The 26875-nt window shown below is 58.6% G+C and carries 24 protein-coding genes; 12 read left to right on the top strand and 12 right to left on the bottom strand.

The features are described 5' to 3' along the window. Position 1 precedes the first annotated feature (1 nt). The 3 genes from ACK3EW_RS08080 to cysS form a co-directional block, all read right to left on the bottom strand. Positions 2-778 carry a squalene/phytoene synthase family protein gene (locus ACK3EW_RS08080; protein ID WP_493809171.1) on the bottom strand — a complete coding sequence of 259 codons (777 nt, stop codon included), beginning with the start codon at positions 776-778 and terminating at the stop codon, positions 2-4. Beyond that, entirely contained in the window at positions 775-2394 is a 1620-nt protein-coding gene (gene cimA, locus ACK3EW_RS08075) for a citramalate synthase (protein WP_493809170.1), read from the bottom strand. Before cimA ends, ACK3EW_RS08080 begins: the two co-directional genes overlap by 4 nt. Before the next feature lie 187 nt (positions 2395-2581). Continuing rightward, the gene (gene cysS, locus ACK3EW_RS08070; protein WP_493809169.1) at positions 2582-4030 is read right to left on the bottom strand and encodes a cysteine--tRNA ligase; all 1449 of its coding nucleotides are present in this window, start codon (positions 4028-4030) and stop codon (positions 2582-2584) included. 311 nt (positions 4031-4341) lie between these two features. On the opposite strand from cysS, the gene ACK3EW_RS08065 reads away from it, so the two are divergent. Both ACK3EW_RS08065 and ACK3EW_RS08060 read left to right on the top strand, forming a co-directional pair. Then, positions 4342-5523 (top strand): pyridoxal phosphate-dependent aminotransferase, encoded by a 1182-nt coding sequence (locus ACK3EW_RS08065; RefSeq protein WP_493809168.1) that lies wholly within the window; start codon positions 4342-4344, stop codon positions 5521-5523. Next, positions 5523-5861, top strand: a complete 339-nt coding sequence (locus ACK3EW_RS08060) for a TfoX/Sxy family protein (protein ID WP_439120798.1) — start codon at positions 5523-5525, stop codon at positions 5859-5861. The genes ACK3EW_RS08065 and ACK3EW_RS08060 overlap by 1 nt, the downstream gene beginning before the upstream one ends. 47 nt (positions 5862-5908) lie before the next feature. Here ACK3EW_RS08060 and ndk read toward each other — a convergent pair whose 3' ends face one another. Next, positions 5909-6331, bottom strand: coding sequence for a nucleoside-diphosphate kinase (gene ndk, locus ACK3EW_RS08055; protein ID WP_085630097.1), 423 nt, complete (start codon positions 6329-6331; stop codon positions 5909-5911). 176 nt (positions 6332-6507) lie between these two features. Between ndk and ACK3EW_RS08050 the strand changes: the two genes are divergently transcribed. From ACK3EW_RS08050 to ACK3EW_RS08030, 5 genes are all read left to right on the top strand, one after another. Beyond that, positions 6508-8361, top strand: coding sequence for an ABC-F family ATP-binding cassette domain-containing protein (locus ACK3EW_RS08050; RefSeq protein ID WP_493809167.1), 1854 nt, complete (start codon positions 6508-6510; stop codon positions 8359-8361). A 55-nt stretch (positions 8362-8416) separates the two neighbouring features. Further along, a complete protein-coding gene (locus ACK3EW_RS08045; RefSeq protein WP_493809166.1) occupies positions 8417-9040 on the top strand; it encodes a MarC family protein in 624 nt (207 codons plus the stop codon). A 66-nt stretch (positions 9041-9106) separates the two neighbouring features. After that, positions 9107-9688 (top strand): retropepsin-like aspartic protease family protein, encoded by a 582-nt coding sequence (locus ACK3EW_RS08040; RefSeq protein WP_439120801.1) that lies wholly within the window; start codon positions 9107-9109, stop codon positions 9686-9688. Between the two features lie 74 nt (positions 9689-9762). Beyond that, positions 9763-10575 carry an arginyltransferase gene (locus tag ACK3EW_RS08035; RefSeq protein WP_493809165.1) on the top strand — a complete coding sequence of 271 codons (813 nt, stop codon included), beginning with the start codon at positions 9763-9765 and terminating at the stop codon, positions 10573-10575. An 85-nt stretch (positions 10576-10660) separates the two neighbouring features. Further along, positions 10661-11047 (top strand): cupin domain-containing protein, encoded by a 387-nt coding sequence (locus ACK3EW_RS08030; RefSeq protein ID WP_439120802.1) that lies wholly within the window; start codon positions 10661-10663, stop codon positions 11045-11047. A gap of 63 nt (positions 11048-11110) precedes the next feature. Here the strand turns inward: ACK3EW_RS08030 and ACK3EW_RS08025 are convergent, their stop codons facing one another. From ACK3EW_RS08025 to ACK3EW_RS08010, 4 genes are all read right to left on the bottom strand, one after another. After that, complete coding sequence (locus ACK3EW_RS08025; RefSeq protein WP_493809164.1) at positions 11111-13465, bottom strand: TRAP transporter large permease; 2355 nt, start codon at positions 13463-13465, stop codon at positions 11111-11113. A gap of 62 nt (positions 13466-13527) precedes the next feature. Then, the gene (locus tag ACK3EW_RS08020; protein WP_439120804.1) at positions 13528-14439 is read right to left on the bottom strand and encodes a TRAP transporter small permease subunit; all 912 of its coding nucleotides are present in this window, start codon (positions 14437-14439) and stop codon (positions 13528-13530) included. Positions 14440-14546: 107 nt separating this feature from the next. Further along, positions 14547-15632 carry a TRAP transporter substrate-binding protein gene (locus ACK3EW_RS08015; protein ID WP_493809163.1) on the bottom strand — a complete coding sequence of 362 codons (1086 nt, stop codon included), beginning with the start codon at positions 15630-15632 and terminating at the stop codon, positions 14547-14549. Between the two features lie 287 nt (positions 15633-15919). Continuing rightward, positions 15920-16204: a hypothetical protein gene (locus ACK3EW_RS08010; RefSeq protein WP_493809162.1), complete on the bottom strand. Its 285-nt coding sequence runs from the start codon at positions 16202-16204 to the stop codon at positions 15920-15922. Positions 16205-16641: 437 nt separating this feature from the next. On the opposite strand from ACK3EW_RS08010, the gene ACK3EW_RS08005 reads away from it, so the two are divergent. Together ACK3EW_RS08005 and ilvN are read left to right on the top strand one after the other, a co-directional pair. Next, positions 16642-18396, top strand: coding sequence for an acetolactate synthase 3 large subunit (locus tag ACK3EW_RS08005; protein WP_493809161.1), 1755 nt, complete (start codon positions 16642-16644; stop codon positions 18394-18396). A gap of 113 nt (positions 18397-18509) precedes the next feature. Continuing rightward, positions 18510-19070 (top strand): acetolactate synthase small subunit, encoded by a 561-nt coding sequence (gene ilvN, locus ACK3EW_RS08000; protein WP_085630119.1) that lies wholly within the window; start codon positions 18510-18512, stop codon positions 19068-19070. A gap of 53 nt (positions 19071-19123) precedes the next feature. Here the strand turns inward: ilvN and ACK3EW_RS07995 are convergent, their stop codons facing one another. Then, on the bottom strand, positions 19124-19498 hold the full coding sequence (locus ACK3EW_RS07995) for a hypothetical protein (protein ID WP_493809160.1): 375 nt from the start codon (positions 19496-19498) through the stop codon (positions 19124-19126). Positions 19499-19768: 270 nt separating this feature from the next. On the opposite strand from ACK3EW_RS07995, the gene ACK3EW_RS07990 reads away from it, so the two are divergent. The 3 genes from ACK3EW_RS07990 to ACK3EW_RS07980 all read left to right on the top strand — a co-directional run bounded on the left by ACK3EW_RS07990 (position 19769) and on the right by ACK3EW_RS07980 (position 22073). Further along, complete coding sequence (locus ACK3EW_RS07990) at positions 19769-20563, top strand: helix-turn-helix domain-containing protein (RefSeq protein ID WP_493809159.1); 795 nt, start codon at positions 19769-19771, stop codon at positions 20561-20563. A gap of 101 nt (positions 20564-20664) precedes the next feature. Then, the gene (locus ACK3EW_RS07985) at positions 20665-21813 is read left to right on the top strand and encodes an aromatic ring-hydroxylating oxygenase subunit alpha (RefSeq protein WP_493809158.1); all 1149 of its coding nucleotides are present in this window, start codon (positions 20665-20667) and stop codon (positions 21811-21813) included. Beyond that, entirely contained in the window at positions 21810-22073 is a 264-nt protein-coding gene (locus tag ACK3EW_RS07980; protein WP_493809157.1) for a hypothetical protein, read from the top strand. The genes ACK3EW_RS07985 and ACK3EW_RS07980 overlap by 4 nt, the downstream gene beginning before the upstream one ends. Here the strand turns inward: ACK3EW_RS07980 and ACK3EW_RS07975 are convergent. The 3 genes from ACK3EW_RS07975 to ACK3EW_RS07965 all read right to left on the bottom strand — a co-directional run bounded on the left by ACK3EW_RS07975 (position 22040) and on the right by ACK3EW_RS07965 (position 26778). Next, on the bottom strand, positions 22040-22846 hold the full coding sequence (locus ACK3EW_RS07975; protein ID WP_439120810.1) for a DUF2189 domain-containing protein: 807 nt from the start codon (positions 22844-22846) through the stop codon (positions 22040-22042). The genes ACK3EW_RS07980 and ACK3EW_RS07975 overlap by 34 nt on opposite strands. 156 nt (positions 22847-23002) lie before the next feature. After that, complete coding sequence (prfB, locus tag ACK3EW_RS07970; protein ID WP_085630130.1) at positions 23003-24127, bottom strand: peptide chain release factor 2; 1125 nt, start codon at positions 24125-24127, stop codon at positions 23003-23005. A 98-nt stretch (positions 24128-24225) separates the two neighbouring features. Beyond that, complete coding sequence (locus tag ACK3EW_RS07965; protein ID WP_493809156.1) at positions 24226-26778, bottom strand: penicillin-binding protein 1A; 2553 nt, start codon at positions 26776-26778, stop codon at positions 24226-24228. Positions 26779-26875: the final 97 nt, after the last annotated feature.

Here is a 26875-nt window from a genome sequence, read left to right as displayed (position 1 = left end):
CTTACCAGCGTCCGGTTGCCGCGTACCACATCAGGCGCAGCTTCTTGTACGCTTCAGACATGCCAAGCGTACCGTCCGCCACAAGGCGCGGGTCGGATTTGGCCTGTCTAAGGATCGGCTCTGCTTGCCACGCAGCAAGGGTAACGGGACGCGCCTCTGCCAGGATCGTTGACCGCGCTTGCCGGGATTTTACCAAACGGTCAAATCCTTGTTCGGCAAGGTCGCGCACCGCCTCAGGCCGTCCATCCACCAGTGGCCTGCGCCCCTGCCTTTCCAGCTCTGGCACCGCGCGCAGGAATTGCGCGAGGCCGCTGGCATACCCCAGATCGGTCAGTGCTTGTGGCATGGTGCCACTCAGACTTTGCGATGCCGCGCGCAAGAGGGACGCTGCTGTGTCTTCGATATATTTTGAAAATGCCGCCTGATCTTCAAACGGATCGCGATAAACGTCCCAAAGCCGCGCCTGAACCGCCTTCTGCAGTTCGTGCGCGGCGGTCGCGTCCAGCACATGCGCCAAGGACGTCACCACCTCGTGCCGCCGCACCAGACCACCGCTGGCAATTTCTTCCAGCGCGTCGGTCCACCATTGCAGACGCATCTCGGCGATGATCGCCTCTTTCGTCACCCAAGGGGCGCGGGACACCTCGACATTGAAAGCATATATCGGAAACAACACCTTACGGATCGCAACTGGTGCAGCCATCGTCGCGGCGAACCGATCCGGATCACCTTTCTCGACCAGTTTCGCACAAGCGATCAGATCGGCGTCAAAGCTCATGCCGGGGCGGCGTCCCGCACCAACTTCCAACGCACCGCATCGAGCAATGCCTCGAACGACGCGTCGATGATGTTTGCACTGACGCCAACAGTGGACCAGCGCCGTCCCTGCCCGTCTTCACTGTCGATGATGACGCGGGTCACGGCCTCGGTTCCGCCCTGGGTGATGCGCACTTTGAAGTCCACGAGCCGCATGTCGTCGATCATCGCCTGATACGGGCCAAGGTCTTTGGCCAGCGCCTTGGACAGCGCGTTCACGGGACCACGGTCATTGCCCAATTCGTCCATCGACTCACTGACAGACAGCTTCTTCTCATCGCCCACCTTGACCACAACAACAGCTTCGGAATGCGAGATCATCTTGTTGTACTTGTTCTTCCGCCGTTCCACCGTCACGCGGTAGCGTTTGACCTCGAAGAACTCGGGCAACATGCCCAGTTCGTCCCGCGCCAAAAGCTCGAAACTCGCCTGCGCGGTGTCATAGGAATAGCCTTCGGATTCGCGCGCCTTGATGCGGTCGAGGATGCGGGCCATGGCCGGGTCCTTGTCCGGCACCTCGATTCCCGCTTCCGCCAGTCGGCGGCGCAGGTTCGACTGTCCCGCCTGGTTTGACATCGGGATCACCCGGCGGTTGCCCACCTGTGCGGGGTCGATATGCTCGTAAGTCGTTGGATCCTTCAGGATCGCACTGGCGTGCAGCCCGGCCTTGTGGGCAAAAGCGGACGATCCGACATAGGCGGATTGTTTGAGCGGCACGCGGTTGAGGATTTCGTCCAGCATCCGGCTGATCTGCGTCATGCCTTCCAGCGCTTCCAGTGTCACGCCGGTCTCGTACGTGCTGGCGTAAGGTTCCTTGAGCAGCAGCGTCGGGATTAGCGATGTGAGGTTCGCATTGCCGCAGCGTTCGCCGAGGCCGTTCAGCGTGCCCTGAATCTGCCGCGCGCCTGCGTCGACAGCGGCAAGCGTTGTGGCCACGGCCATTTCTGTGTCGTTGTGGGTGTGGATGCCCACATGAGTGCCGGGGATGCCGCTGGCGATGACGGCTTCTGTGATGCGCCCCACTTCGCTGGGCAGCGCACCGCCATTGGTGTCACAGAGCACGATCCAGCGCGCGCCTGCGTCAAATGCGGCGTGCAGGCAGGTCAGAGCATAATCGGGATTGGCCTTGTAGCCGTCGAAGAAATGTTCCGCGTCGAACAGCGCCTCGCGTTTCTGGGACACGATATGCGCGACGGAGGCGCGGATGTTTTCGACGTTTTCCTCTAGCGCAATGCCAAGGGCTGCGGTGACGTGGAAATCGTGGGTTTTGCCGACAAGGCAGACCGACTTCGTGCCCGCGTTCATGACCGCTGCCAGAACGTCGTCATTCTCGGCCGAGCGGCCCGCGCGTTTGGTCATTCCAAAGGCGGTGACGGTGGCTTTGGTGTGGCCGACCTCTTCGAAGAAAGCGCTGTCCGTCGGGTTCGCCCCCGGCCACCCACCTTCGATATAGTCGATGCCAAGCGCATCCAACGCCTCGACAATGCGGTGTTTCTCGGGAGTTGAGAACTGCACACCTTGCGTCTGTTGCCCGTCGCGGAGGGTCGTGTCGTAGAGGGTCAGGCGGGTTTTGGTCATGGGGTCTTTCCCGCAGTTAGGGACGCGCCCGACCCTGGGTGGGCGCATCTGTCGTTCGAGCGGTGCGAGGCAGCGTCACACGCATGCCGTTGGTTTGGAGCGCACGGATAGTCAATGCGCCCTCCCGGGGGGAGGGTCGGGCGCGGCCCGGCGTGCCGCCGGGCGCAGTGGTTCGAGCGGAGCGCCATTACAAGCGCTCCAGCTTTGCCGCGTCGAAACCCGTTCCCGGGACCAATTCGACACCAGCCTTGGACATGCGCACTTCGACACCGGCCGCGGTCAGCGCGGTTTTCATCGCATCGACAGCGGAGAAGTCCTTGGTTTGCATCGCGGTTTCGCGCAGTTCTTCCAACCGGCTGGCAAATGCTTCCAAGAGGGACTTGGCAGCCAATTCTTCGACAACTCCATCGAAAACCCACGCGCCCATATTCGCACTATCTTCCAAAAGACCGAGAAAACGTGCGGAAGCTGCGAAATTGTTTATCTCGCTTTGCGTTACTTCGTTCGACTGCCTTGAAAGAATTTCTTTTCCTGCATGACGAAGTTCGTTCAATGCACCAGCGGTGTTCAGATCATCCGATATCAACTCTTTTACAGAATTGTAGATATGGCCGCCCGGCTCCGCTGAATTCGTGATAGCCCGCCACTTGCGCAACGTCGCCTCGGCTTCTTCGCGCTTCTTCTCCGTCCAATCCATCGGCTTGCGGTAATGCGTCGACAGGAACACGAACCGGATCACCTCGCCGGGCACGCCCTGATCCAGCAAATCCCGCACGGTGAAGAAATTGCCCAGAGACTTGGACATCTTCTTGCCCTCGACCTGCAGCATCTCGTTGTGCAGCCAGTAGCGCGCGAAGCCATGGCCTGCGCATTTGCTCTGCGCGATCTCGTTCTCGTGGTGCGGGAACATCAGGTCGTTGCCGCCGCCGTGGATGTCGAACGTATCGCCCAACAACTCCTGCGCCATGGCCGAGCATTCGATGTGCCAGCCGGGGCGGCCCCGGCCCCATGGGCTGTCCCAGCCGGGCAGATCATCAGTCGACGGTTTCCAGAGCACGAAATCCATCGGGTTGCGCTTGTAGGGGGCCACTTCAACCCGCGCTCCAGCAATCATGTCATCGACGGAACGGCCCGACAGTTTGCCATAGCCTTCGGGCCAGCTATCCACCGCGAAAAGCGCATGACCTTCGGCGGCATAGGCGTGCCCCTTCGCTATCAGATCTTCGATAAACGCGATCATCTGGTCGATATATTGGGTCGCGCGGGGCTCATGATTTGGGCGCAATGCGCCAAGCGCATCCATGTCGGCGTGATACCAACTGATCGTCTCGTCCGAGCGTTCGCGGATCAGCTCTTCGAGCGTTCCATTGGCCCCGGCCTCACGGCGCTTTTGCGCCGTCTCGTTGATCCGGTCATCCACATCGGTGAAGTTGCGCACATAGGTCACGTGATCCGCGCCATAGGTGTGGCGCAACAGACGGTAGAGCACGTCGAACACGATCACCGGCCGCCCGTTGCCCAGATGGGCGCGGTCATAGACTGTTGGCCCGCAGACATACATCCGCACGTTTTGCGGATCGAGAGGGGTGAATTCCTCTTTCTTGCGGGTGGCGGTGTTGGTCAGCCAAATGGTCATGGATGCTCCTCGCGGGCCGGGTTCGCGGCGGGAGTAGCAACTTCACTTCGATATGGGAATAGAAGACCGGCCCGCCAGATGGATTAGCGGATAATGCAGCAAATGAGAGTTGCGATATTGGTCATTGGGGCGCAGTTAGACCCGTCCGGGCTGTCCGGTCAAGGGATTTGCGGGGAAGCCGTTTCGAAACGGCTTTGTGACGCGATTTTCAAACCGCGTGGCCAACATCCTTCGAAGGATGTTGGCGCTTCGATCTGGACTTTGGGCCTTAGGCTCTGGCAGGAGTTGGGGAGCATCAGTCGGAGACCACCATGCCAGCCTTGTCACACCGTATCACCACCCTGAATGGCGACGGATCAGACGGCTGGGACGTGTTCTACCGTGCCCGCGCCATGATCGCCGATGGGGTTCCGGTGACCGAGCTGACCATTGGAGAGCACGACGTCCGCACCGATCCATCGATTCTGAAGGCCATGTACGAGAGCGCAGCGGGCGGACATACGGGATACGCAATTGTTCCGGGAATCAGTGCGTTACGAGATGAAGTTGCTGCACGCATTCAAACGCAGTCCGGCGTACGGACCCGACGCGAAAACGTTCTGATCACACCCGGGGGACAGGCCGGGCTTTTCGCGGCGCATATGGCAGTCTGCATGCCGGGCGATGTGGCGCTGTTTGTCGATCCCTACTACGCGACCTATCCCGGCGTGCTGCGCTCGGTCGGAGCGGTGCCACGGACCGTGCCGACGCGGTCCTCGCAAGGGTTCCTTCCGCAGCGCGATGTGCTTGAGGCAGCAAGCGAAGGGGCAGTTTCGCTGCTGATCAACACGCCGAACAACCCGACCGGGGCGGTCTATCCGCGCGACACGCTGGAAGGCATTGCCGAGGTGGTGACCAAACGGGACATGTGGCTGATCTCGGACGAGGTCTATGATACGCAGGTCTGGGACGGTGCACATCTGAGCCCCCGCGCCCTGCCCGGCATGGCCGAGCGCACGCTGGTGATCGGCTCCATGTCGAAGAGCCACGCCATGACCGGCAGCCGCATCGGCTGGATCGTCGGGCCGGAAGACGCGATCACCTGTCTGATCGATCTGGCGACCAACACGACCTATGGCGTGCCCGGCTACATTCAGGACGCGGCGCTGTTCGGCTTGCGGACCGGCGTGTCGCTGGAAGCGCAAGTTGCCGAACCGTTCCGCCGAAGACGGGCTATCGTCGAGCGGATTCTGTCATCACAGACCGTTTTGCGGATGATTCCCGCGCAAGGCGCGATGTACGTGATGCTGGATGTGCGCGCGACCGGCATGAATGGTGAAGAGTTCGCCTTTGCGTTGCTTGATGCGCATCAGATCGCCGTCATGCCAGGAGAGAGTTTCGGTCGATCTGCCGCCGGACATGTTCGGGTGGCGATGACGCAGGAGGACAGCCGGTTCGAAGCAGCGCTGCGCACTCTGTGCGATTTCGCGTCAGCACTCGCCAAGGCCAGATGATGTCCGAGCCGGTCTCGTCGATCCGCAATCTGGGGCCTGCGATGGATGCCGCCTGTGCCAAGGCGGGTATCACATCAGCTGAAGCACTGCGTGATATGGGCGCGGACGAGGCCTATCGGCGTTTGCTTTTGTCGGGCATGCGGCCCCATTTCATCGGCTATTACGTGCTGGTGATGGGGCTTCAGGGGCGGCCTTGGAACGATTGCAAGGGCGACGAGAAGAAAGCCCTGAGGGTGCGGTTCGATGCGATCAAGGCAGAGGTGGCAGGCAGCACTGATGGGATGCCACCGGGCATCGAGCAGTTTCTGGATCAGATCGGGGTTGTCCCCAAAAAATAAGCCGGGCTGATGCCCGGCCTACATGTCGTGCGTCTGTGACGGTTGGCTTAGCCAACCAGTTCGAGACCCGAGAAGAAGAATGCGATTTCTTCTGCTGCGGTTTCCGGTGCGTCGGAGCCGTGAACCGAGTTTTCACCGACGGATTCGGCAAATTCTGCACGGATGGTGCCGGGGGCAGCATCGGCCGGGTTGGTGGCGCCCATGACTTCGCGGTTTTTCGCGATGGCGTTTTCACCTTCGAGAACCTGCACAACGACCGGCTCGGACGCCATGAATTCGCACAGTTCGTCATAGAACGGGCGTTCGGCATGCACGGCGTAGAACTTGCCTGCCTGCGCTTTGGACAGGTGAATGCGCTTTTGCGCAACGATGCGCAGGCCTGCTTCTTCGAACTTGGCGTTGATCTTGCCAGTCAGGTTGCGGCGGGTTGCGTCGGGTTTGATGATCGAGAAGGTGCGTTCGAGGGCCATTGTGGTCGCTCCGTGGTTTGGGATTATCTTTGAAGCGCCCGTTAGCATGGGGGTTTGGCGTTGGAAAGCCCCTGACGGGGCTTACGGGGGCTCTGCCCCCGAACCCCCGAGGTATTTTTCGCCCAAAGAAGCGAAGGGTGCTGGTTTGTCTTGCCGGGCGTTGCTATGGGCGTGCCATGTTGAAGATCGAAGATATCACCTATGCAGTTGACGGCAGGCCTTTGTTCGAAGGGGCCAGCGCCGTTATTCCCGATGGGCACAAGGTTGGCCTTGTCGGGCCAAATGGTGCCGGCAAGACCACGCTGTTCCGGTTGATCCGGGGCGAATTGGCGCTGGAGGGCGGTGCGATTTCAGTGCCGCGCGGTGCCCGTGTCGGCGGGGTGAGCCAGGAGGTGCCAGGGTCGTCGGTGTCGCTGATCGACACGGTGCTGGCCGCCGATACCGAGCGTGCCGCGCTGATGGCAGAGGCCGAGACTGCCACTGATGGTGCGCGTATTGCCGAGGTGCAGACGCGGCTTGCCGATATTGACGCGTGGTCGGCGGAGGCACGGGCGGCTGCAATTCTCAAGGGCCTTGGGTTCGACGATGATGAACAGCGCATGCCCTGTTCTGCTTTCTCGGGTGGTTGGCGGATGCGCGTGGCTTTGGCGGGGGTGCTGTTTGCACAGCCCGACTTGCTGCTGCTGGATGAACCAACCAACTATCTTGACCTGGAAGGGGCGCTGTGGCTGGAAAGCTATCTGGCGAAATATCCTTACACGGTGATCGTGATCAGCCACGACCGGGGTCTTTTGAACCGGGCCGTTGGCGCGATTCTGCATCTCGAAGAGCGGCAACTGAGCTTTTACCAAGGTCCCTATGACCAGTTTGCGCGGCAGCGCGCAGAACGACGGGCGCAAGCAGCTGCGGTGGCCAAGAAGCAGCAGGCACGCGTGGCCCATCTGCAATCCTTTGTCGACCGCTTTCGCGCTAAGGCCAGCAAGGCCAAGCAGGCGCAGTCGCGGCTCAAGATGATCGAGCGGATGGACATGGTCAGTGCGCCCGAGGAAATCGCCAAGCGGGTCTTCAGCTTTCCGCAGCCCGACGAGCTGTCGCCGCCGATCATCCGGGTCGAAAACGGTGTGACCGGATATGGCGAGACCGAAGTCTTGCGAAAGCTGGACCTGCGCATTGATCAGGACGACCGGATCGCGCTGTTGGGCAAGAATGGTCAGGGCAAGTCGACTCTGGCCAAATTGCTGTCGGACCGCCTGCCACTTATGGCCGGGCGCATCACGCGGTCGTCCAAACTGCGCATCGGGTTCTTTGCACAGCACCAGGTGGACGAGTTGCACGTGGACGAAACGCCGCTTGATCACCTGCGGCGCGTGCGGCCCAATGAGATGCCGACACGACACAGGGCACGGTTGGCGGGTTTTGGCCTGATGGCGGCGCAAGCGGACACCGTGGTGGGCAAGCTGTCAGGTGGACAAAAAGCGCGTCTGTCGCTGCTCTTGGCCACGCTGGATGCGCCACATCTGCTGATCCTCGACGAGCCGACCAACCACCTTGATATCGAAAGCCGCGAGGCGCTGGTCGAGGCGCTGACCGCCTATTCCGGCGCGGTGATCCTTGTCAGCCACGACATGCACCTTTTGTCGATGGTGGCGGATCGGCTCTGGCTGGTCAAAGACGGCAATGTCACGCCCTACGAGGACGATCTGGACGATTACCGCGCTATGCTGCTGGCTTCGGACAAGCCTTTGAAGGCGGAAAAGCCGAAACCTGCGCGCCCTGCCCGGCCCGACCGCGACACGATGCTGGCGTTGCGGGCAGAGGTGCGCAAATGCGAAGCGCGGGTCGAGAAGATCGAACAGATGCGCGAGACGTTGGCCAAGAAACTGGCGGACCCCGCGCTTTACGAGCCGGGCCGAAAAGGTGAGCTTGAGACCTGGAATAAGAAATACGCCGAGGTCATGGATGGCTTGCGGCGCGCCGAGGCGCTTTGGGAAACCGCGGCCGAGAAACTGGACGCAGCCGAAAACGCCTGAGCTTTTAATCGTCAAACGGGTTGTCACCGCAAGGTGCGCGCTGTAGCGGTCCGGCATGGACACCGCTTTTCTTATTTCCGCTTTCGTCACGCTATTTGTGGTCATTGACCCGATTGGCCTGACACCGGTTTTCATTGCCCTGACGCCCGGCATGACGGCGCAGCAGCGTCGGGCCATTGCCATTCGCGCCACCGTGATTGCCGCTGGCCTGTTGTTCCTGTTCGCCTTCCTGGGCGAGCAGGTCTTGGGCTTCATCGGCATCTCCATGCCGGCCTTTCGCATCGCAGGTGGTATTCTTCTATTCCTGACAGCGCTCGACATGCTGTTCGAGAGGCGGACCAAACGGCGCGAGGATCAGGCCGATGTGGATGATGCACCTGATCCGTCCGTGTTTCCCATTGCGATCCCCTTGATTGCCGGTCCGGGGGCTATCGCTTCGATCATCCTTCTGGCCGGTCAGGCCGAGGGCGCTGTGGGCATGGCATCGGTACTTGGGGTCATGGTGGGGGTGCTGATGATCGTTTTCCTGCTATTCCTTAGCGCACCGATTATTGAACGCGCCTTGGGCAAGACCGGGATTGTCGTGGTGACGCGGCTTTTGGGAATGTTGCTGGCGGCACTTTCCGTGCAGTTCGTTCTGGACGGCATCCGGGGATTCGGGCTGGCGCTTGGCAGCTAGGCCCAGACCCTACACAAGCGTGCCGCGCCGACCTACATGTTCAGTATCACGGAGTAAGGATCGACAATGTCAGCGATGGAGTACGGCAATCTGGCCTATCTGGTGCTGTTGGGCGCTGTGATCGTGTTCTGGTTTTTTGTTCAAAACCGGCAAGGCCTGAACAAGACCTTGCAACAAGGCGCGGTGTGGGGGCTGATCTTTCTTGGTGTGATCGCCGCTGTTGGTCTTTGGGGCGACATCCGACAGACCGTGCAGCCACAGCAACTTGTCATGTCAGAGACTGGGCGGATCGAAGTGCCGCGCGGACCCGATGGACATTACTACCTGACGCTCGAGATCAATGACGCGCCGGTGCGCTTTGTGGTCGACACCGGTGCAACCAGTATGGTGCTGACACAGAAAGACGCGGCACGGGTCGGATTGAAGGAAGAAGATGTGATCTTCTATACTGAAGCCATGACCGCAAACGGCCCTGTACGCACTGCACCAGTCAGGCTGGCCGATGTCGCACTTGGGCCATTTCACGACCGGGATGTGCGGGCCTTCGTGAACGAGGGCGAAATGAGCAAGTCCCTATTGGGCATGGAGTATCTCAATCGGTTTGCCCGTCTTGAGATCAACAATGGTCGGCTGATACTGGAACGGTGATTCCCCGTTTCTGGGGGGTTGGCTGAAAAGAAACCTTCGGCTACGGTCCATTCATACCGAAGTAAGAGTCTACGATGCGTCACTCGCTGCCACTTGCGCCGCAGTTTTATGTTACTGCGCCCCAGCCCTGTCCGTACCTTCCCGGTCGGATGGAGCGCAAGCTGTTCACTGCCCTGCAGGGCGAGGCCGCGGACAAGCTGAATAACAGCTTGTCCAAGCAGGGATTCCGTCGTTCGCAGAATGTGCTGTATCGACCGTCTTGTTCCGATTGCTCGGCCTGCCTGTCGGCGCGGATCTCGGTTGACGCGTTTCGCCCGTCACGCAGCCAGAAACGGACGATCAAGCGCAATGCGCATTTGCGGCGGCATGCCAGCAGCGCTTGGGCCACCGAGGATCAGTATGATCTGTTTCGCAGCTATCTGGATGCGCGGCACGCCGATGGTGGCATGGCGGATATGGACGTGTTCGACTTTGCCGCGATGGTCGAGGAAACGCCCATCCGATCGAGGGTGATCGAATATTCCGACCCTGAACGTCGCAAGTTGCAGGCGGTGTGCCTGACCGACGTGCTCGATGATGGGTTGAGCATGGTCTATTCGTTCTATTCGCCCAACGTGCCAGCGCAGAGCCTTGGCACCTACATGATCCTCGACCATGTCGAGATCGCGCGCGAGGCTGGGCTGCCCTATGTCTATCTGGGCTATTGGGTGCCGGGCAGCACCAAAATGGGGTATAAGTCGGCCTTTTCGGGGCTTGAACTGTACCGCCACGGAGGATGGGAACCGTTCCGCAAGCCCGACAGTTATTCGGCGGACATCCATCCTATGTCGACGGATCCGATTGCCGAACAGGTCGCGAATATCTCGCTTCCCGATTTGCGCAGCTGATCCCTACCGCCTGTCAAGGCTCTTCGTTCGGAACAGTTCGAAGCCTCATGCGTTCCTTTCTCGCAAAGACAAAGGAGCGACCGAGATGTCTGAACACGATACATTGGTAATGCCAATCGCCAAGATGGCCCGGAGCAACGACAAGTTCCGCGAGGTGGTTTGGACAGGCGACAAGACGCAGCTTGTGCTGATGGCCATTCCAGAAGGCGGCGAGATTGGTGGGGAGACCCACACAGGTCATGACCAGTTGCTGTATTTCATCGACGGCATGGGCAAGGCGAAGATCGGCGATGACGAGATGGAGATCTCTGCCGGTGACGTGGCGATCGTTCCCTCGGGCAAGTTCCACAATTTCAAGAACACCGGAACCGGGATGATGCGTCTTTACACAACCTATTCGCCACCCGAACACGAGCCCGGCACCGAACATGACACCAAAGCAGATGCGGAAGCTGATCCAAACGAAGATTGAGCTTGTGCGCGAACAGAAAAGGCCGCTCTGACGAGCGGCCTTTTTGTGTTTTTGGTGACTGGATCAGTTCTGGATCAGGTCCGGTAGGATCGTGACAATCCCGGGGAATAGCCAGAGCAACGCAAGGCCCAGCACCTGGATGCCCACAAAGGGCATCACGCCACGATAGATATGTCCGGTCGTCACCTCTTTCGGCGCCACACCGCGCAGGTAGAACAGCGCAAAACCAAAGGGTGGCGTGAGGAACGATGTTTGCAGGTTGATCGCGATCATGATCGTCACCCATGCCGGATCAAGCGTCCCACCATAGATCACGGGTCCAACGATGGGCACCACGATGTAGATGATCTCGAGGAAGTCCAACACGAAGCCCAGCACGAAGAGGATCAACATCACGACAAGGAACACGATGGTTTCATTGTCGAAGGACCGCAGGAATTGCTGGATGTAGTGTTCACCACCAAACGAGATCAGCACGAGGTTGAGAAGCTGCGAACCGATGAGGATGGTGAACACCATCGACGTCACTTTCGCAGTTTCCCGCACCACGGGCCCAAGGATGTTGGTCCGGAACAGAACCCAGCAGCTATACAGCAGACCGAAGAACGCGAAGTGATACGCGATCTGTGCCAGAACATATGCCACCCAATCCTCGAGCGGGATGCTCTCGCGCGTGATGCGCAGATCGAAGTTCACACCGAGCAGGATCATGATGATCAAGGCCAAGGACGCCCAGATGATGATCTTGGCTGCGCCCTGCTCTTCCTTGAGCTTCCGATAGGCCGCAAGCATGATCGCACCAGCTGCACCCAAAGCCGCCGCGGGCGTCGGGTTGGTGATCCCGCCAAGGATCGAACCAAGCACCGCGACAATCAGGATCAACGGCGGGAAGACGACGCGCAAAAGTTCGTTCTGCGACAATCGTCCCATCGCGATCCAGACGCCATACATCGTCATGAGCATCGGGATCGCGAGGATCATGAAGGTCGCCCCGGCGCCGCTGAGCGGTGAGATGAAGATCACGTCGCAAAGGAACGCAAGGACAATCCCCAAGCCCCCGACTATCAACGGCAGCGTTTCCGAGGACGGCGACACGCCGCGCGCCAGAATGAGCACAAGCGCCAGCAGTGTGAAGACCGTAGCAACACCTGACCCGATGGGGGAGATGTTATCACGCGCTTCAATCAACGCCGCCGCACGCTCTTCTTCGGTCAGTTCCACGACCTCGCCAGTATCACCGGCTGCGGTCATAGCTGCGCGTTGCGCAACCGATGCGTCCCACGCCTCTTGGCCATGAAGCTCGATCATGGAGGCCTGACACTGCTCGGATACGTTGGTTCGCAGGCTTGGTCCGTCAGCGCGTTCGGCGTAGTCAGAGACCGCGATGGTCTGGTTGCCGATCAGCCCCGCGCCAAAGCCGATGGAGATCGCGAGGATCAGGCCAACCGGTGCCGCCAAGTACCAAGTCAGCGCTTCATTGCGGGTTACGACCTCGCCGCTTTCGCCTGCCAACTGCACGGGCGGAGCACTGGCCGGGCGCAGGAGCGCAAAGCCAAATGCGTAAAGACCGTAGAGAAACGCAAGGAACAGACCCGGCAACAGGGCCGCCTGGAAGAGCGTGCCCACCGACAGAACGGCAGGTTCGCCAAGAAAGGTCAACGCGTCGGTACACCCTGCCACAACGGCGCGGGTTTCCTGTCCCGTTGCATAGAGGTCCCCCACAAGGGTTCCCAGAAGAACGATGACGATGGACGGCGGGATAATCTGTCCCAACGTACCCGAGGCCGCGATAACCCCTGTCGCCAGTTCTGGCGAGTAGTTGTTGCGCAGCATCGTGGGCAAGGCCAGCAAGCCCATGGTCACAACTGTGGCGCCCACGATGCCTGTCGAGGCGGCAAGGAACGCACCCACGATGACGATGGACACGGCCAGACCGCCCGGAAGCGGGCCAAACACCCGCGCCATCGAGGTCAGCAGGTCTTCGGCAATACGCGAGCGTTCCAGCGTGATGCCCATCATCACGAACATCAGAACCGCAAGCAGCGTTTCAATGGACTGGCCTGCGATCACACGTTCGTTTATCCGGTTCACGATGAAGGAGATATTGCGCTCCATCGCCTGTTCCCAACCACCTGGGAACACCGGCTCTTCGATGCGCGGTAAGTCCGGGTATCGGAATACAGAGATCGCGTCTCGGGCGACACCCTCGGCAACCAACGCCGCAAATTCAGCTGAGCCTTTGTCGATCGCCTGGTGGATCAGCAACCCGGCTGAGTCCAGCGCGGCGATGATGGCAAAGGAAATGACACCTGCGCCCGCGATGGCGAACGCCACCGGAAAGCCTGTCATGATCCCGGCAAAGAGCGTCAGGAAAACGATGAGGATCCCGACCTCTACCCCGTCCATTCCGAAAAGCATGTTATGCGGCCCCCCCGCTATGTGCCGTTTGAGGCATCGTATTTTGTGTATTGTTCATGTGTTCAGGTCGATCCGGAATGGATCGCGTGCTCGATTTCTTCTGCTTCGCTGGAAAAGCCGTCCCGGTCGAGATACTTGCCGTCGCTTTCTTCGCCTTCGATGTATTCCAAAAGCGAGCGCCAGAAGAACGCCATCGCATGGACGAAGGTCAGCACGCAGAATGCAACGATCAGGATCTTGAAAAGGAAATAGGCATCAAAGCCATTTGGGCTGAAGCCGATGGTTTCCACGTTCCAGCGGAAAATGCGCGACTGCATGATCATGCGGTCCAGATCGCTTGTCGCGGTCACCGCAGGCGTCATCAGGTGGCGCCACATGAAGAACCACGCATAGAGGTAAGTGATGGTGATCGCCGGCAGCATGAAGAACATGCATCCAAACATGTCGATCAGCCGTTTGGTGCCGTATTTCACCTTGGAGTAAAACAGGTCAACACGGACGTGGCCGCCTTGCACAAAGGTATAGGTCACGCACAATGCCACAACCATTGCGTTGTAAAACTTGAGCTCCTCGGCCCACCAGCTGAGGTCTTTTGCGAAGGCCGTTCCGAACGGTCCCAGTTCAATCGAGGCAACCCGGAAGATACGCTGCAGGAACACGATCATGACCTGCTGAATGACCATCAGCAGACCGGCCCATGCCGCAAAACGACCGATCCCGTTCGCCATGCCTTCAAGCCCTCGAACACATCCCCAAAGGATGCTGCGCTTCCAGGCAAGGCCGAGCACGGTGAGGATCAGGAAGGTGGTGAAGACCACAAAGAAGAATTCGACGGACGCGCCGTAGTAGATGAAGCGCATGACCGATGCGGGATCAGACCAGTTCAGCCACGACCCGGCATTAAAAACCGCCATGACCAGATTATACGGGGCCATTACTATATTCTGTAGCACCCAAAGGATGAAATCGACCATAACCTGCCCCTCTGTTGCCCCGGTCGCGAGGCATCATGCGTGTCTATAAAGCGCCGAAAAGCCCCGCCCAGACAGGTTGTCCGGGCGGGGCTGAAACGCGGCGTCGATTAGCCTGCGTTCACACGGTTACGCTGACGCATGAATTCACCATCAGCGATCTCATACCAGCCGGAGGATTCTTTGATCGAGTCAAACACGCTGTTGGCGATCTCGGCATAGATTGGGTCGCCCATGTTCTCTTCGCGAACTTCCTTGGCGGCGCGGCCAAACGCATCCCAAACGTCGTTCGGGAACTGACGCACCTGAACGCCACCAGCCTGCAGACGGGCCAGAGCCGCGCCGTTCTCGGCCAGCGACAGCGCGGTGTTCTGCGCGTGCGACGCTTCACAAGCGACCTTACAGATTGTCTGCTGCTGAGGTGTCAGGGATTCCCAGATCTCCAGGTTGAACACCATCGACAGGGTCGAACCCGGCTCGTGGAAGCCAGCTGCATAGTAGGTCTTGGTGACTTCCTGGAAGCCCATGCGTTCGTCCGCATACGGCCCAATCCATTCCGCGCCGTCGATCTGACCGGACGCAAGCGCCTGGTAGATTTCACCGCCGGGAATGTTCTGAACGGAGGCGCCGAGGCGACCCAGCACCTGACCACCCTGGCCCGGCATACGGAAGCGAAGACCCTGAAGGTCGTCTGCCGAGTTGATTTCCTTGTTGAACCAACCGCCCGGCTGCATTGCAGTCTGGCCGCACATCAGAGGCTTGAGGTTGAACAGGCTCGACAGGTTGTCGTGCAGTTCCTGACCGCCGCGACGGTAGTACCAGTTCGCCATTTCCTGCGCCGTCATGCCGAAGGGCACAGCGGTGAAGAAGGCAAATGCCGGATGCTGGTTGAGGAAGTAGTATTCCGCCGAGTGATACACGTCGGCCTGACCGGAGGACACGGCGTCGAACACTTCGAACGCGCCAACAAGCGAGCCGGCAGGCATCTTGTTGAACGAAATCTGGCCATCGGTCATGGCAGTGATGTAGTCGATAGCAAGCTGAGCCGCATCGTCGAACACGGCAAAGCCGTCCGGAACCGATGTGACCATAGTCAGTGTGCGATTGCCCTGCGCGTATGCCGGTGCCGCAAGTGTTGTGGCAGCAGCAGCGCCTGCCCCTACAGTAGACGTCCGCAAGAATGAACGACGATCCATGTATTTCCTCCCCTGAGTTTTGGATGCACAAAAACAGCCAGTCCGCTGTTTGCGCGGATCATTTAGTGGGTCGGACGGTAATCAGAAAAAAAACTGAATGCAAATAATTAAGAGTGCTTACACTTGTTTAAATTTTAGGCAGAAATTGCGGAAATCCCTCGATTTTTTTCCAGAGTTCTTGATAGCGCTACCAAGCCTTGAAGCCGGGGAGGGACGGCTTACTTGAAGGTGGTTTTGCAAAACGTACGCCACACTTAAAGCGCACAAGAGACCTGCAACGCCCAGCGTTAAAGGCGTGTTCCCTGCCCCCAGACAACGATACCCGAGGGCGTGGGGCCCTTGTGGGTCACGTTCATCAGTACTGCACAAGACCGCATCAAGGCCGACCCGTCCCCTTGCAGCAGGCAGATATGTGAAGGAACAGAAGGCTTCACGCTTTCGGTTTCGGACAACTGCATCTTGTGCCCCACCGCCCCTAGGCCCAACACATGCGCAAGAACGATGAAGCCCACAAGGACTGTTGCATGGCAGGTGGAAAAGTCCCCTGCGCGAAAATTGCGTTTTCCAAGCATGTCCGCCTCCGGCTGTGACAAAAGTGAACCGACCAGTTCAGCTTATTGTATCTTACCGATCACCTGCAATTCACATCTCCGCGCGTTTTTGCACAACACTTGCGCACTTCCGTCAGCGACTCAGCAGAAAAGCGCAGCGCCACGCAGGTGTTTTTCGGAAAATTTCAAGAACACGGGTCAGTCCAGCAATAAACGGCAAAATTTTCTTGGCTTCGGGTACTTTTTTCGTCGTTTTCGATGTTGACCCTCTGGGAGGCTCAACATAATGTCCGCCCACGCGAGAAGGAGCCGACATGGCACGAGTGCTAGTCATTGTAGTAGAGAAAGAGCGCATGGGCCGGTGACGGAACCAGACCACGTCCCCATGCGCCCCCGACTAAACATCGGGGGTTTTTTTTCGCGTAACGAACAGAAGTGTCTGTAAACGGAGCAAAGCGATGACACGTCAAATGACCGGAGCGAAAATGGTGGTTCAAGCCCTGAAGGATCAGGGTGTGGACACAGTATTCGGGTATCCCGGTGGCGCCGTGCTACCGATTTACGACGAGATTTTTCAGCAGAACGGCATTCGCCACTACCTTGTTCGTCACGAACAGGGCGCGGTCCATGCTGCCGAAGGCTATGCACGCGCCACCGGCAAGCCCGGTGTGGTGCTTGTGACCTCTGGCCCGGGCGCGACAAATGCCGTGACAGGCCTCACTGACGCGCTGATGGACAGCATCCCGATTGTCGTACTCACTGGTCAGGTCCCAACCTTCATGATCGGCTCGGACGCGTTTCAGGAAGCCGACACCGTTGGCATCACCCGCCCCTGCACCAAGCACAACTGGCTGGTCAAAGACACGGACGCCCTGTCCGGCGTTCTGCACGAGGCGTTCCATGTGGCGACAACCGGTCGACCCGGTCCGGTTCTTGTGGACATCCCGAAGGACGTTCAGTTCGCCACCGGTACTTATACCGAAAAGGCGAAAGCGAAGGTCAGCCACTATCAGCCGCAACTCAAGGGCGACATGGAGACCATCACACAGTTGGTGGAAGCCCTCGAGGTCGCCGAACGTCCGGTGTTCTACACTGGCGGCGGCGTGATCAACTCGGGTCCGGGCGCAAGCCAGCTCCTGCGCGAATTGGTCGAAGCGACCGGCTTTCCGATCACGTCGACTCTGATGGGTCTGGGGTGCTATCCGGCGTCGGGCAAGAATTGGCTGGGTATGCTGGGCATGCACGGTCTTTACGAAGCCAACCTTGCGATGCATGGCTGCGACCTGATGATCAACGTGGGCGCGCGCTTTGACGACCGGATCACCGGACGGTTGGATGCGTTCAGCCCGAAATCGCGCAAGGCACATATCGACATCGATCCCAGCTCGATCAACAAGGTGATCCGCGTCGACATGCCGATCATCGGCGATGTAGGCCATGTTCTTGAGGATATCCTCAAGGTTTGGAAGGCCCGCGGACGCAAGGTCAACAAAGAAGGCCTGCAAGAGTGGTGGCACCAGATCGAACAATGGCGCGCCGTGGACTGCCTCAAGTACAAGCCATCGGAAAAGGCGATCCGTCCCCAATATGCGCTGGATCGGCTTGAGCAACTGACCAAGGGCCGTGACCGCTACATCACAACCGAAGTGGGGCAGCACCAGATGTGGGCCGCGCAGTATCTTGGGTTTGAAGACCCAAATCGCTGGATGACCTCGGGCGGTCTGGGCACCATGGGCTACGGCACCCCCGCGTCGATCGGTGTTCAAGTCGCACACCCCGATGCGCTGGTGATCAACGTGGCGGGTGAGGCGTCTTGGCTGATGAACATGCAAGAGATGAGCACTGCGGTACAGTACCGCCTGCCCGTCAAACAGTTCATCATGAACAACGAACGGCTTGGCATGGTGCGTCAATGGCAGGAACTTCTGCATGGCGAGCGCTATTCGCATTCCTGGTCAGAGGCCCTGCCCGACTTTGTGAAGCTCGCCGAAGCGTTCGGGTGCAAAGGTATCCTGTGTAAAGATCCGGCCGACCTTGATGATGCGATCATGGAGATGCTGGACTATGACGGTCCGGTGATCTTTGACTGCCTTGTCGAGAAGCACGAAAACTGCTTCCCGATGATCCCGTCGGGTGAGCCTCACAACAAGATGCTGTTGGGTGAAGCCAATACCAAGGACGCCATCGGCACCAAGGGCGCAGTGATGGTCTAGGCTTTCAGACCGGCGCGCGCCGGTCTGATCCGTGGGGGGACCGCCCCCCACATCGCCCTTTTTGTGGGGGCCAGCCCCCACACCCCCGGCATATTTGGAAAAAGAAGAAGATCATGTCTCCGCTGAATATCAAAAAAGGTTCGACCAAACATTCCGCCTATAACCTGCGTTCGACCTTTTCCGACGTCCAGGAAACCCACACTCTGGCCGTGCTCGTTGCAAACGAACCCGGCGTGTTGGCCCGGGTGATCGGACTGTTTTCCGGTCGTGGCTACAATATCGACAGCCTGACTGTCGCCGAAGTGGATCACGCCGGGCACACGAGCCGGATCACCATCGTCACCACCGGCACACCGCAGGTGATTGAACAGATCAAGGCACAGTTGGGGCGGATCGTGCCCGTACACGAAGTGCACGACCTGACCGTCGAAGGCGGATCGGTCGAGCGCGAATTGGCGCTGATCAAGGTCGAAGGGTCGGGCGAAAAACGGGTCGAGGCGTTGCGCCTTGCCGACATCTTCCGCGCACAGGTTGTTGACAGCACGCTGGAAAGCTTTGTGTTCCAGATCACCGGCACGCCTGAAAAAGTCGATGCGTTTGTGGACCTTATGCGCCCGCTTGGGCTGGTCGAAGTTGCACGAACGGGTGTCGCAGCATTGTCGCGCGGCGTCTGAAACGATCAAGATCAAGTCGGGAGAGATACCCCCCGACTTGATCATCCCCGGCTTTATCCGGAACAGGCCACCTTGGCGGGCGCTGTGACTCCGAAATACTGCGACAGTGAAACGACTTTATCAGTGCTTTGCGCCTTGAGCGGCCGCGCATCATTCGCGCTGGCTGGCGTGCCATCGCGCAATGTCTTTGGCAGATCGGGCGAATGCGATGCCATCAGCACCTGCGGATTGCGGGCCTGTCTGACATTCTGCTGCACGATCATGTCAAATCTGATGAGATCACCTGCATCAAGCACCGGCGCGTCATGAACGCTCCCCTCTGCCGGTGTGTAAAAAGCAAGTTCGCCTTGGTCTTCGCACCAGATCACAGCTTTTTGTGCGGCTGTGTCTGACCACAGCACAACACCGAACATATTCTGCGGTTTCATAGTTAGGTTCCCCATCTTAGAAGCCTAATGTGTTAATTTTTCAGGCGTCAGGACATCCCGAACTGTGCGTCTGCGGTAAAAAATTTGTGTCATTGGTGATTGACCCTGACGCGAACTCGCATCAACATTGTATCTGGTTAGCATCACTTCCGCCAGTACATCCCTGCACGGGGCCATAATCAGGCAGCGCCACCCAAGGTTTTTGACGAGTATCTACGAGCAACAGTAATGGCCTTTCGATCCTGATTTTCACGACGAGAGCTTATCAAAGTGACACGCCCAAGCCCTTCTGAATTGCGCAACACTCTGGGGGCAAACCTGCGCGAACTCGCCAAATCAACAGAATCAATCTCAGCACTTTGCCGGGAACTTGGAATAAACCGAACCCAATTCAACAGATATCTCTCTGGGGAAAGTTTTCCAAGACCAGATGTTTTGTTTCGTATCTGCCAATACTTTGATGTCGATGCGCGGATCATTCTCGAACCTCTTTCCAATATTGGTTTGGGCACAAAATCCTTGTTGAACCACCCTGAAATCGACGGTTTCTTATCCCGTGGCGTCACACAATTACAGGAAACCATTTTTCCTGCAGGATTTTACCGATTTGTGCGTCGAAGTTTTCTGGACGAGGTCAAATTTATTCAGGGTCTTGTGTATGTCTATCGAAAGGACGGAGCAACCTTTCTTCGCGGCTTTGAGGCCAAAGAGGCCATGGCCCAGCAAGGATTGCCCGCATATCCCAAAAACCGGGAGTTTCGCGGACTTCTGATGGCGCAGGAAGGCGGGGTCGCGGGATTGGTCAGCCGACGGAATGCACTGACGACCTCTTTCAACTTTCTGGCTCAGGTACCGTCGTTTCAGAACAACTACTGGGTCGGATACACTGTCCGGACGGTACGGGAAAGCAGCACAGGCGCGCGCGCTGCGCGACTGGTTTATGAATTTCTCGGTCGCGACGGGACAAAGGTACGCCACGCCGCGCGCAACTCAGGGTTCTGCACTGCGTCTGACCTCGTTGCCTATGAGCAGGCGCAATTGCGCATCGGAGAGCCCTTCTTCTAGGTCGGGCCATGGTCGGTGGGCGGCAGATTCTGTCGTCTTTTGACGCGACCGAGCGTCTTTTGCGCCACAGGATGTTGTCCAACCAGATTGTGGAGGTGGCGATGACTGTGCTTGATCCCCGGTTGGCGGATGTCAACAAACCAACAGCCGAAGCACGAGGGCTTCCCAATGCGCACTACACCGATCCCGACAAGTTCATCGAGGAACGGGACGCGCTTTTTGGTGCAGGATGGGCCGGGCTGGCCGTGGCGTCCGACGTGCCCGAGATCGGCGACGCGGTTCCAATCAACTTTCTCGACATTCCGCTGCTGCTGATCCGGGGACGTGACGATGCCGTGCGGGTGTTTCAGAACATCTGCCGTCATCGCGGCATGATCCTTGTGTCAGAACCCCGCAGGATCGAAGGGGCCATCCGCTGCCCCTATCACTCGTGGTGCTACAGCACGCAGGGCCAATTGGTTGCCACGCCCCATGTCGGCGGGCCGGGCTTCAATTCCCATAAGGACATGGACCGCGCCACGCTAGGGCTGATCGAAGTGCGCAGCCATGTCTGGCGGGATGTCGTCTGGATCAATCTTTCGAGCGACGCACCGGCGTTCGAAGACGCGATGCGCGATGTGATTGCTCGCTGGGCGGATTTTGAAAAACCGCTGTTTCATGGGGGCGATGACAGCCGATTCACTCTGACGGTTGATAGCAATTGGAAACTGGCCGTCGAAAACTATTGCGAAAGCTATCATCTGCCATGGGTCCATCCGGGGCTGAACAGTTACTCGCGGCTCGAGGATCACTATAATATCGAAATCGAAGGAGTAACGTCAGGACAAGGCACATTGGTTTATCGCCAATTGCAAAGCGACACAGGCGCAGTTTTTCCCGATTACGCTGATTTGGACCCGAAATGGGACGCTGGTGCGGAATACCTTTCGATTTATCCAAATGTCCTGCTGGGCGTGCATCGCGATCATGCATTTGCAATTATCCTGCGCCCGAACGGCCCGAACCAGACCGAAGAATTCATCCACATTTACTATGCCACCCCGGATACCGACATTTCACTGAGACAGAAAAACGCCGAGCAATGGAAAGTCGTTTTTGAAGAGGACATCTTCGTGGTCGAAGGCATGCAGCGCGGTCGTCGTGCTCCGGGATTCGATGGCGGACGGTTCTCACCGGCGATGGACGGCCCGACGCATTGCTTTCACAAGTGGGCGGCAGGCCGCATCACACGCCACCAAAGCCAAGCGTGACAGAAGCGTTGGATCAGGCGCTGTTGGCAGCGCATGCGCAAAATGATCACCTCGCTTTGATCGCGCTCTATGAACACGCCGCCGAGGCCACATCACACGAGCCCGCCCGCGGGTTCTTCCTGACCCAAGCCTATGTGTTCGCGTTGGATACAGGCGATGCCCGCGCGGCTCGTCTGAAAGAGGCGCTGGTCGCGCTTGGTCGTGACATCCCTGCCCCAAACCATCCTCAAACTGTCTGCGCATTCCCCTGCTCTGCCTGAATCGACGGAATGCGCACCTGATCATAAAGATGCCAGGTGGCATGGCCCAAAAGCGGCAGAGCCACCAACAACCCAAGAAATCCCGGCAGCAGGGCGACGAAGGTCACGATTGCGATAAACGCGCCCCAGCCCAGCATGAGCACGGGCTGTGCCATCACAAATTGGAAAGAGGTGATCATCGCGGTCACAAAGTCGACCTCCCGGTCCAAAAGCAACGGCAGCGCGATCACCGTGATATTGAACAGCAATATCGCGAATAGAGCACCGACAAAGGTGCCGACAGCAAGCATCATCAGCCCGTTCGGTGAAAGATACACATCAAGGGATGTCGAGACATTGGTCATTGTGCTGAGGCCCAAAAACAACGCGAAAATCATGTGCGCAAGGAAGAACCAGAACAGGAAGACCATGATGATGATCGCGCAGATGGATGGCAATTGCCGGCGTGACTGTTGCAGGACGACGCCGAATATCTCGGACGCGACCAAAGGATCCCCGCGTTCGAGCCTGCGGCTGACCTCGTAGAACCCGACCGCCGCAAAGGGCCCGATCAGGGGAAACCCGATTGCCGCCAGAACAAGCCAGTAGGTCGTGCCGGTCCAGACTGTGATCCACAAAATCGTCCACCCAGCCAGAACATAGAACCCGGCAAAGACCAGCGCATAGCTTGGCGCGCGAGTCAGGTCTTTCCAACCGCGCCGCAACGCCGTTCGCAACATATCGACCGACACAGGTTCCAGTGTCGGCACACCAAGTTTTGGGGTCTCCCTCATGCCATCCTCCCAAGCATGACGTTCGCGCCTCTGCATGAAATCGACACAACACAGGTTTGGCAACACGTTCCTGACGGAGCCACATGCAGCGATGCGTGGCCGCATCGCCGATTTTCCTTCACCGGAACATCGTCCACCGGGTGTGAAAAGGCGAGATCAGTCGGCGCGCGCGTCGGCGCGGGACTTGCCCGACACGTTCATAGCAAGGGTTGCCGCCATGAAAGGGTCAAGATCACCATCAAGAACACCCTTGGTGTCGGATGTTTCATGCCCGGTGCGCAGGTCTTTGACCATCTGGTAGGGTTGCAGAACGTAGGATCGGATCTGGTTGCCCCAGCCTGCATCACCCTTCGCTTCGTGTGCGGCGTTGATCGCTTCGTTCCGGCGGTCCAGCTCCATCTGGTAGAGCCGCGATTTTAGCGCTTTCATGGCGATATCGCGGTTCTGGTGCTGTGACTTTTCGGAACTGGTAACAACGATTCCCGTCGGCATGTGGGTGATCCGTACAGCCGAGTCCGTGGTGTTCACGTGCTGACCACCTGCTCCGGATGAGCGGTAGGTGTCGATGCGAATGTCGGATGGATTCACTTCAATCTCGATATTGTCGTCGACCACCGGGTAGACCCAGACCGAAGAGAATGAGGTGTGGCGCTTGGCAGCGCTGTCGAAGGGCGAAATCCGCACCAGACGGTGGACGCCGGATTCCGACTTGAGCCAACCATAAGCATTGGGACCGGAGATCTTGTACGCGGCGGATTTGATGCCCGCCTCTTCGCCCGGAGTTTCGGACTGCAGTTCAACTTCGTAGCCATGTTGTTCCGCCCAGCGAACATACATCCGCGCCAGCATATTGGCCCAGTCGCAGCTTTCGGTGCCGCCCGCGCCCGAGTTGATTTCCAAGAACGTGTCATTGCCATCCGCCTCGCCATCAAGCAACGCTTCAAGCTCTTTCTTGGAAGCCTTGTCCGCAAGCGATTTCAGCGCGGTCTCGGCATCTGCGATGACTTCCTTGTCATCCTCCATCTCGCCCAGTTCGATCATTTCGACGTTGTCGCTGAGGTCTTGTTTAATCGAGGTATACGTCTCGATGGCGTCGACCAGCATTTGACGTTCGCGCATCAGTTTCTGCGCGGCTTCGGGATTGTCCCAAAGGTTTGGGTCCTCGACACGGGCGTTGAACTCCTCCAGCCGGTGCTGGGCGGTTTCCCAATTCAATCGCTGCGCCAGCAATTTCAGGGATTTTTCAATCTGTTCAACGGTGTTTTGGATTTCAGCGCGCATTGGCGATCCTGTATGCTCGGGCCTTGGTCAAACTTGGTGATAGACCAGCCACGCCGCCCCTTCAAGGCAGCGCGACCGGCGCGGTCGTCCCGGATGGATCAGTACAGACCACCAGAGCTGAGAGTGCCGAACGAGGCTTTCGGACCAACGATCGCCGTGCCACCGCTGGATGTGGTGACCTGTTTGGACGGTTGACCGCTCGAGTTGTACAATTCGAAATTCGATCCCATGGCAAAGCCACCATCGAATTGGATGCCAAAGATCGGCTGTTCGCCTTCGCGGAAACACTCGGCCACCACGTTATCTCCGCTTGCGCCATCCGACAGACGGGCACCAGTGTTGCGGTCGATCTTTATGAACTCACAGCTTTCTGGTGGACGGAAGGCGCTGCCACCGTATTTGGCCACGGCCTTTTGCATAAAGGCGTTGAAAACCGGTCCACACATCCCACCGCCAGACGCACCGCGTCCAAGGCTGCGCGGCTGGTCGTAACCGATATAGCAGCCCGCCACGATGTTCGACGTAAAGCCGACGAACCACACATCTTTGGCGTCGTTGGTTGTGCCGGTCTTGCCCGCAGTCGGTACAGGCAGGTTCACAGTGCTGCGCGCGGTGCCCCGTTCGACCACACCTTCCATCATGGATGTAAGCTGATAGGCCGTCACGGCGTTCATTACACGCTCGCGATCACTGGTCACTGTGGGGCCGCGACCCGGTTGCAAGCTTGCCAGCGTGCAGTCTTCGCAGACTCGCTGGTCGTGACGATACACCGTGTTGCCATAGCGGTCCTGCACGCGGTCAACCAATGTCGGCTCCACCCGCTCACCCCCATTGGCGAACATCGCGTAAGCGGCCACCATCTTGTAGAGCGTGGTCTCGTCCGCTCCAAGAGAGTTGGCAAGCACACGGCCCATATTGTCATAGACCCCGAACTTCTCGGCATAGCTCGCGACCACATCCATGCCGACCTCTTGGGCCAGACGGATGGTCATCAGGTTGCGGGACTGCTCGATACCGGTGCGAAGTGGCGTCGGGCCATAGAACCGGTTGGAGGCGTTCTGCGGGCGCCAAATACCTTGCGGCGTGTTGATCTCGATCGGGGCGTCGACAACGATGGTTGCGGGCGAATAGCCACTGTCCAGCGCTGCGGCGAAGACGAAGGGTTTAAAGCTCGACCCCGGCTGACGCTGTGCTTGCGTGGCCCGGTTGAACACAGAATGCTGATAGCTAAACCCGCCCTGCATCGAGATCACACGGCCTGTGTTCACGTCCATCGCCATGAACGCGCCCTGCACTTCCGGGACCTGACGCAATGTCCAGCGGATGAAACTGCCATCGCTGTCCGAAGTCATGCGGCGGACATGCACCACATCCCCCACCTCAAGCAGATCTCCGGCCGCCTGTCCCTTGCGGCCAAGCGACCCGTCATCATTGCGCTTGCGTGCCCATTGAACGTCGTTGGCTGGAATCCAATGACCGTCCTCATCATCGGGCACACCTTCGATGCCGATCCGCGCATCGTTTGTGCCAAGCTCAAGCACAACCGCCGGATACCAAGGGTTCTCAAGCTGGATATCGCGGGCAATCGTCACGGCCGACAATGCTTCGCGCCATGCGTCGGTGCTGGTCAGTTGTTCCGCCGGGATGGTCAGGCCAGTGCCTCGCCAAACACCTTGGGAGCGGTCATAGCTTTCAAGCGCACGTTGTAGCGCGTCTTCCGCCTCGACCTGCAGTTCGGGGTCAAGCGTGGCCCGCACACTGAACCCGCCCGAGAAAAATTCACCCTCGCCGAAATCCTCGCTGAGCTGGCGGCGGATTTCATCGGTGAAGTAGTTGCGCGGCGGCAGAGCATCGCGGAACGGCACATAGTCTCCGTTCTGGACCGAGCGCAGGGGCATCGCGACCTCGGCCTCATAGGTCGGTTTGTCGATATACCCGTTCTCGTACATCTCTTTCAGCACGAAATCCCGCCGCGCCAACAGGCGGTCCTTGCGGCGCACAGGGTGGAATTCGGAGGGTGCCTTGGGCATCGACGCAAGCGTTGCGGCCTCGTGCGGGGCGAGATCGACCAGAGATTTGTTGAAGTAGGTCTGCGCGGCAGCGGTCACGCCATAAGAGTTTTGCCCGAGGAAAATCTCGTTCATGTAAAGTTCGAGGATTTTGTCCTTGCTCAACGTCTCCTCGATGCGCGAGGCAAGGATGATTTCCTTGATCTTGCGCTCGACACGGCGGTCGCCGGAGAGCAGAAAGTTCTTCATCACCTGCTGGGTGATGGTCGATGCACCGCGCACGTCACGACCACCCGACGCAACGGCATCCACCGCAGCCGCCGCGATACCGCGCAGGTCATAGCCTTGGTGGGTGTAAAAATTCTTGTCTTCCGCCGAAATGAACGCCTGCTTGACCAGATCGGGTATTTCGTTCGCCGGTGTGAACAGGCGGCGTTCCTGCGCGAATTCGTCGATGATACGGCCTTCGCGTGAATAGATGCGACTGATCGTCGGCGGCGTATATTGCGCAAGGCTTTCGTGGCTGGGCAGGTCGCGGCCATACATCCAGAACACGCCGCCCACGCCAAGCGCCACCATCATCATCCCCATGGTGACAAGGGTGAAGATGGCTCCGAAGAACGACAGGATTAATCTGGTCACGGCGTGCCCCTATTTCAGTTCTTTACCCCTACAAAATCAGGGGCGCTTGGTCAAAACACATTGCCGTTCGAACCGGCAGTCGGTTGCCTATGACGCA

This window comes from Marivita sp. NO-S04 (genome assembly GCF_059070475.1).
The sequence above is the reverse complement of the archived record's forward strand: the minus strand, read 5'-3'. Positions and strand labels throughout refer to the sequence as shown.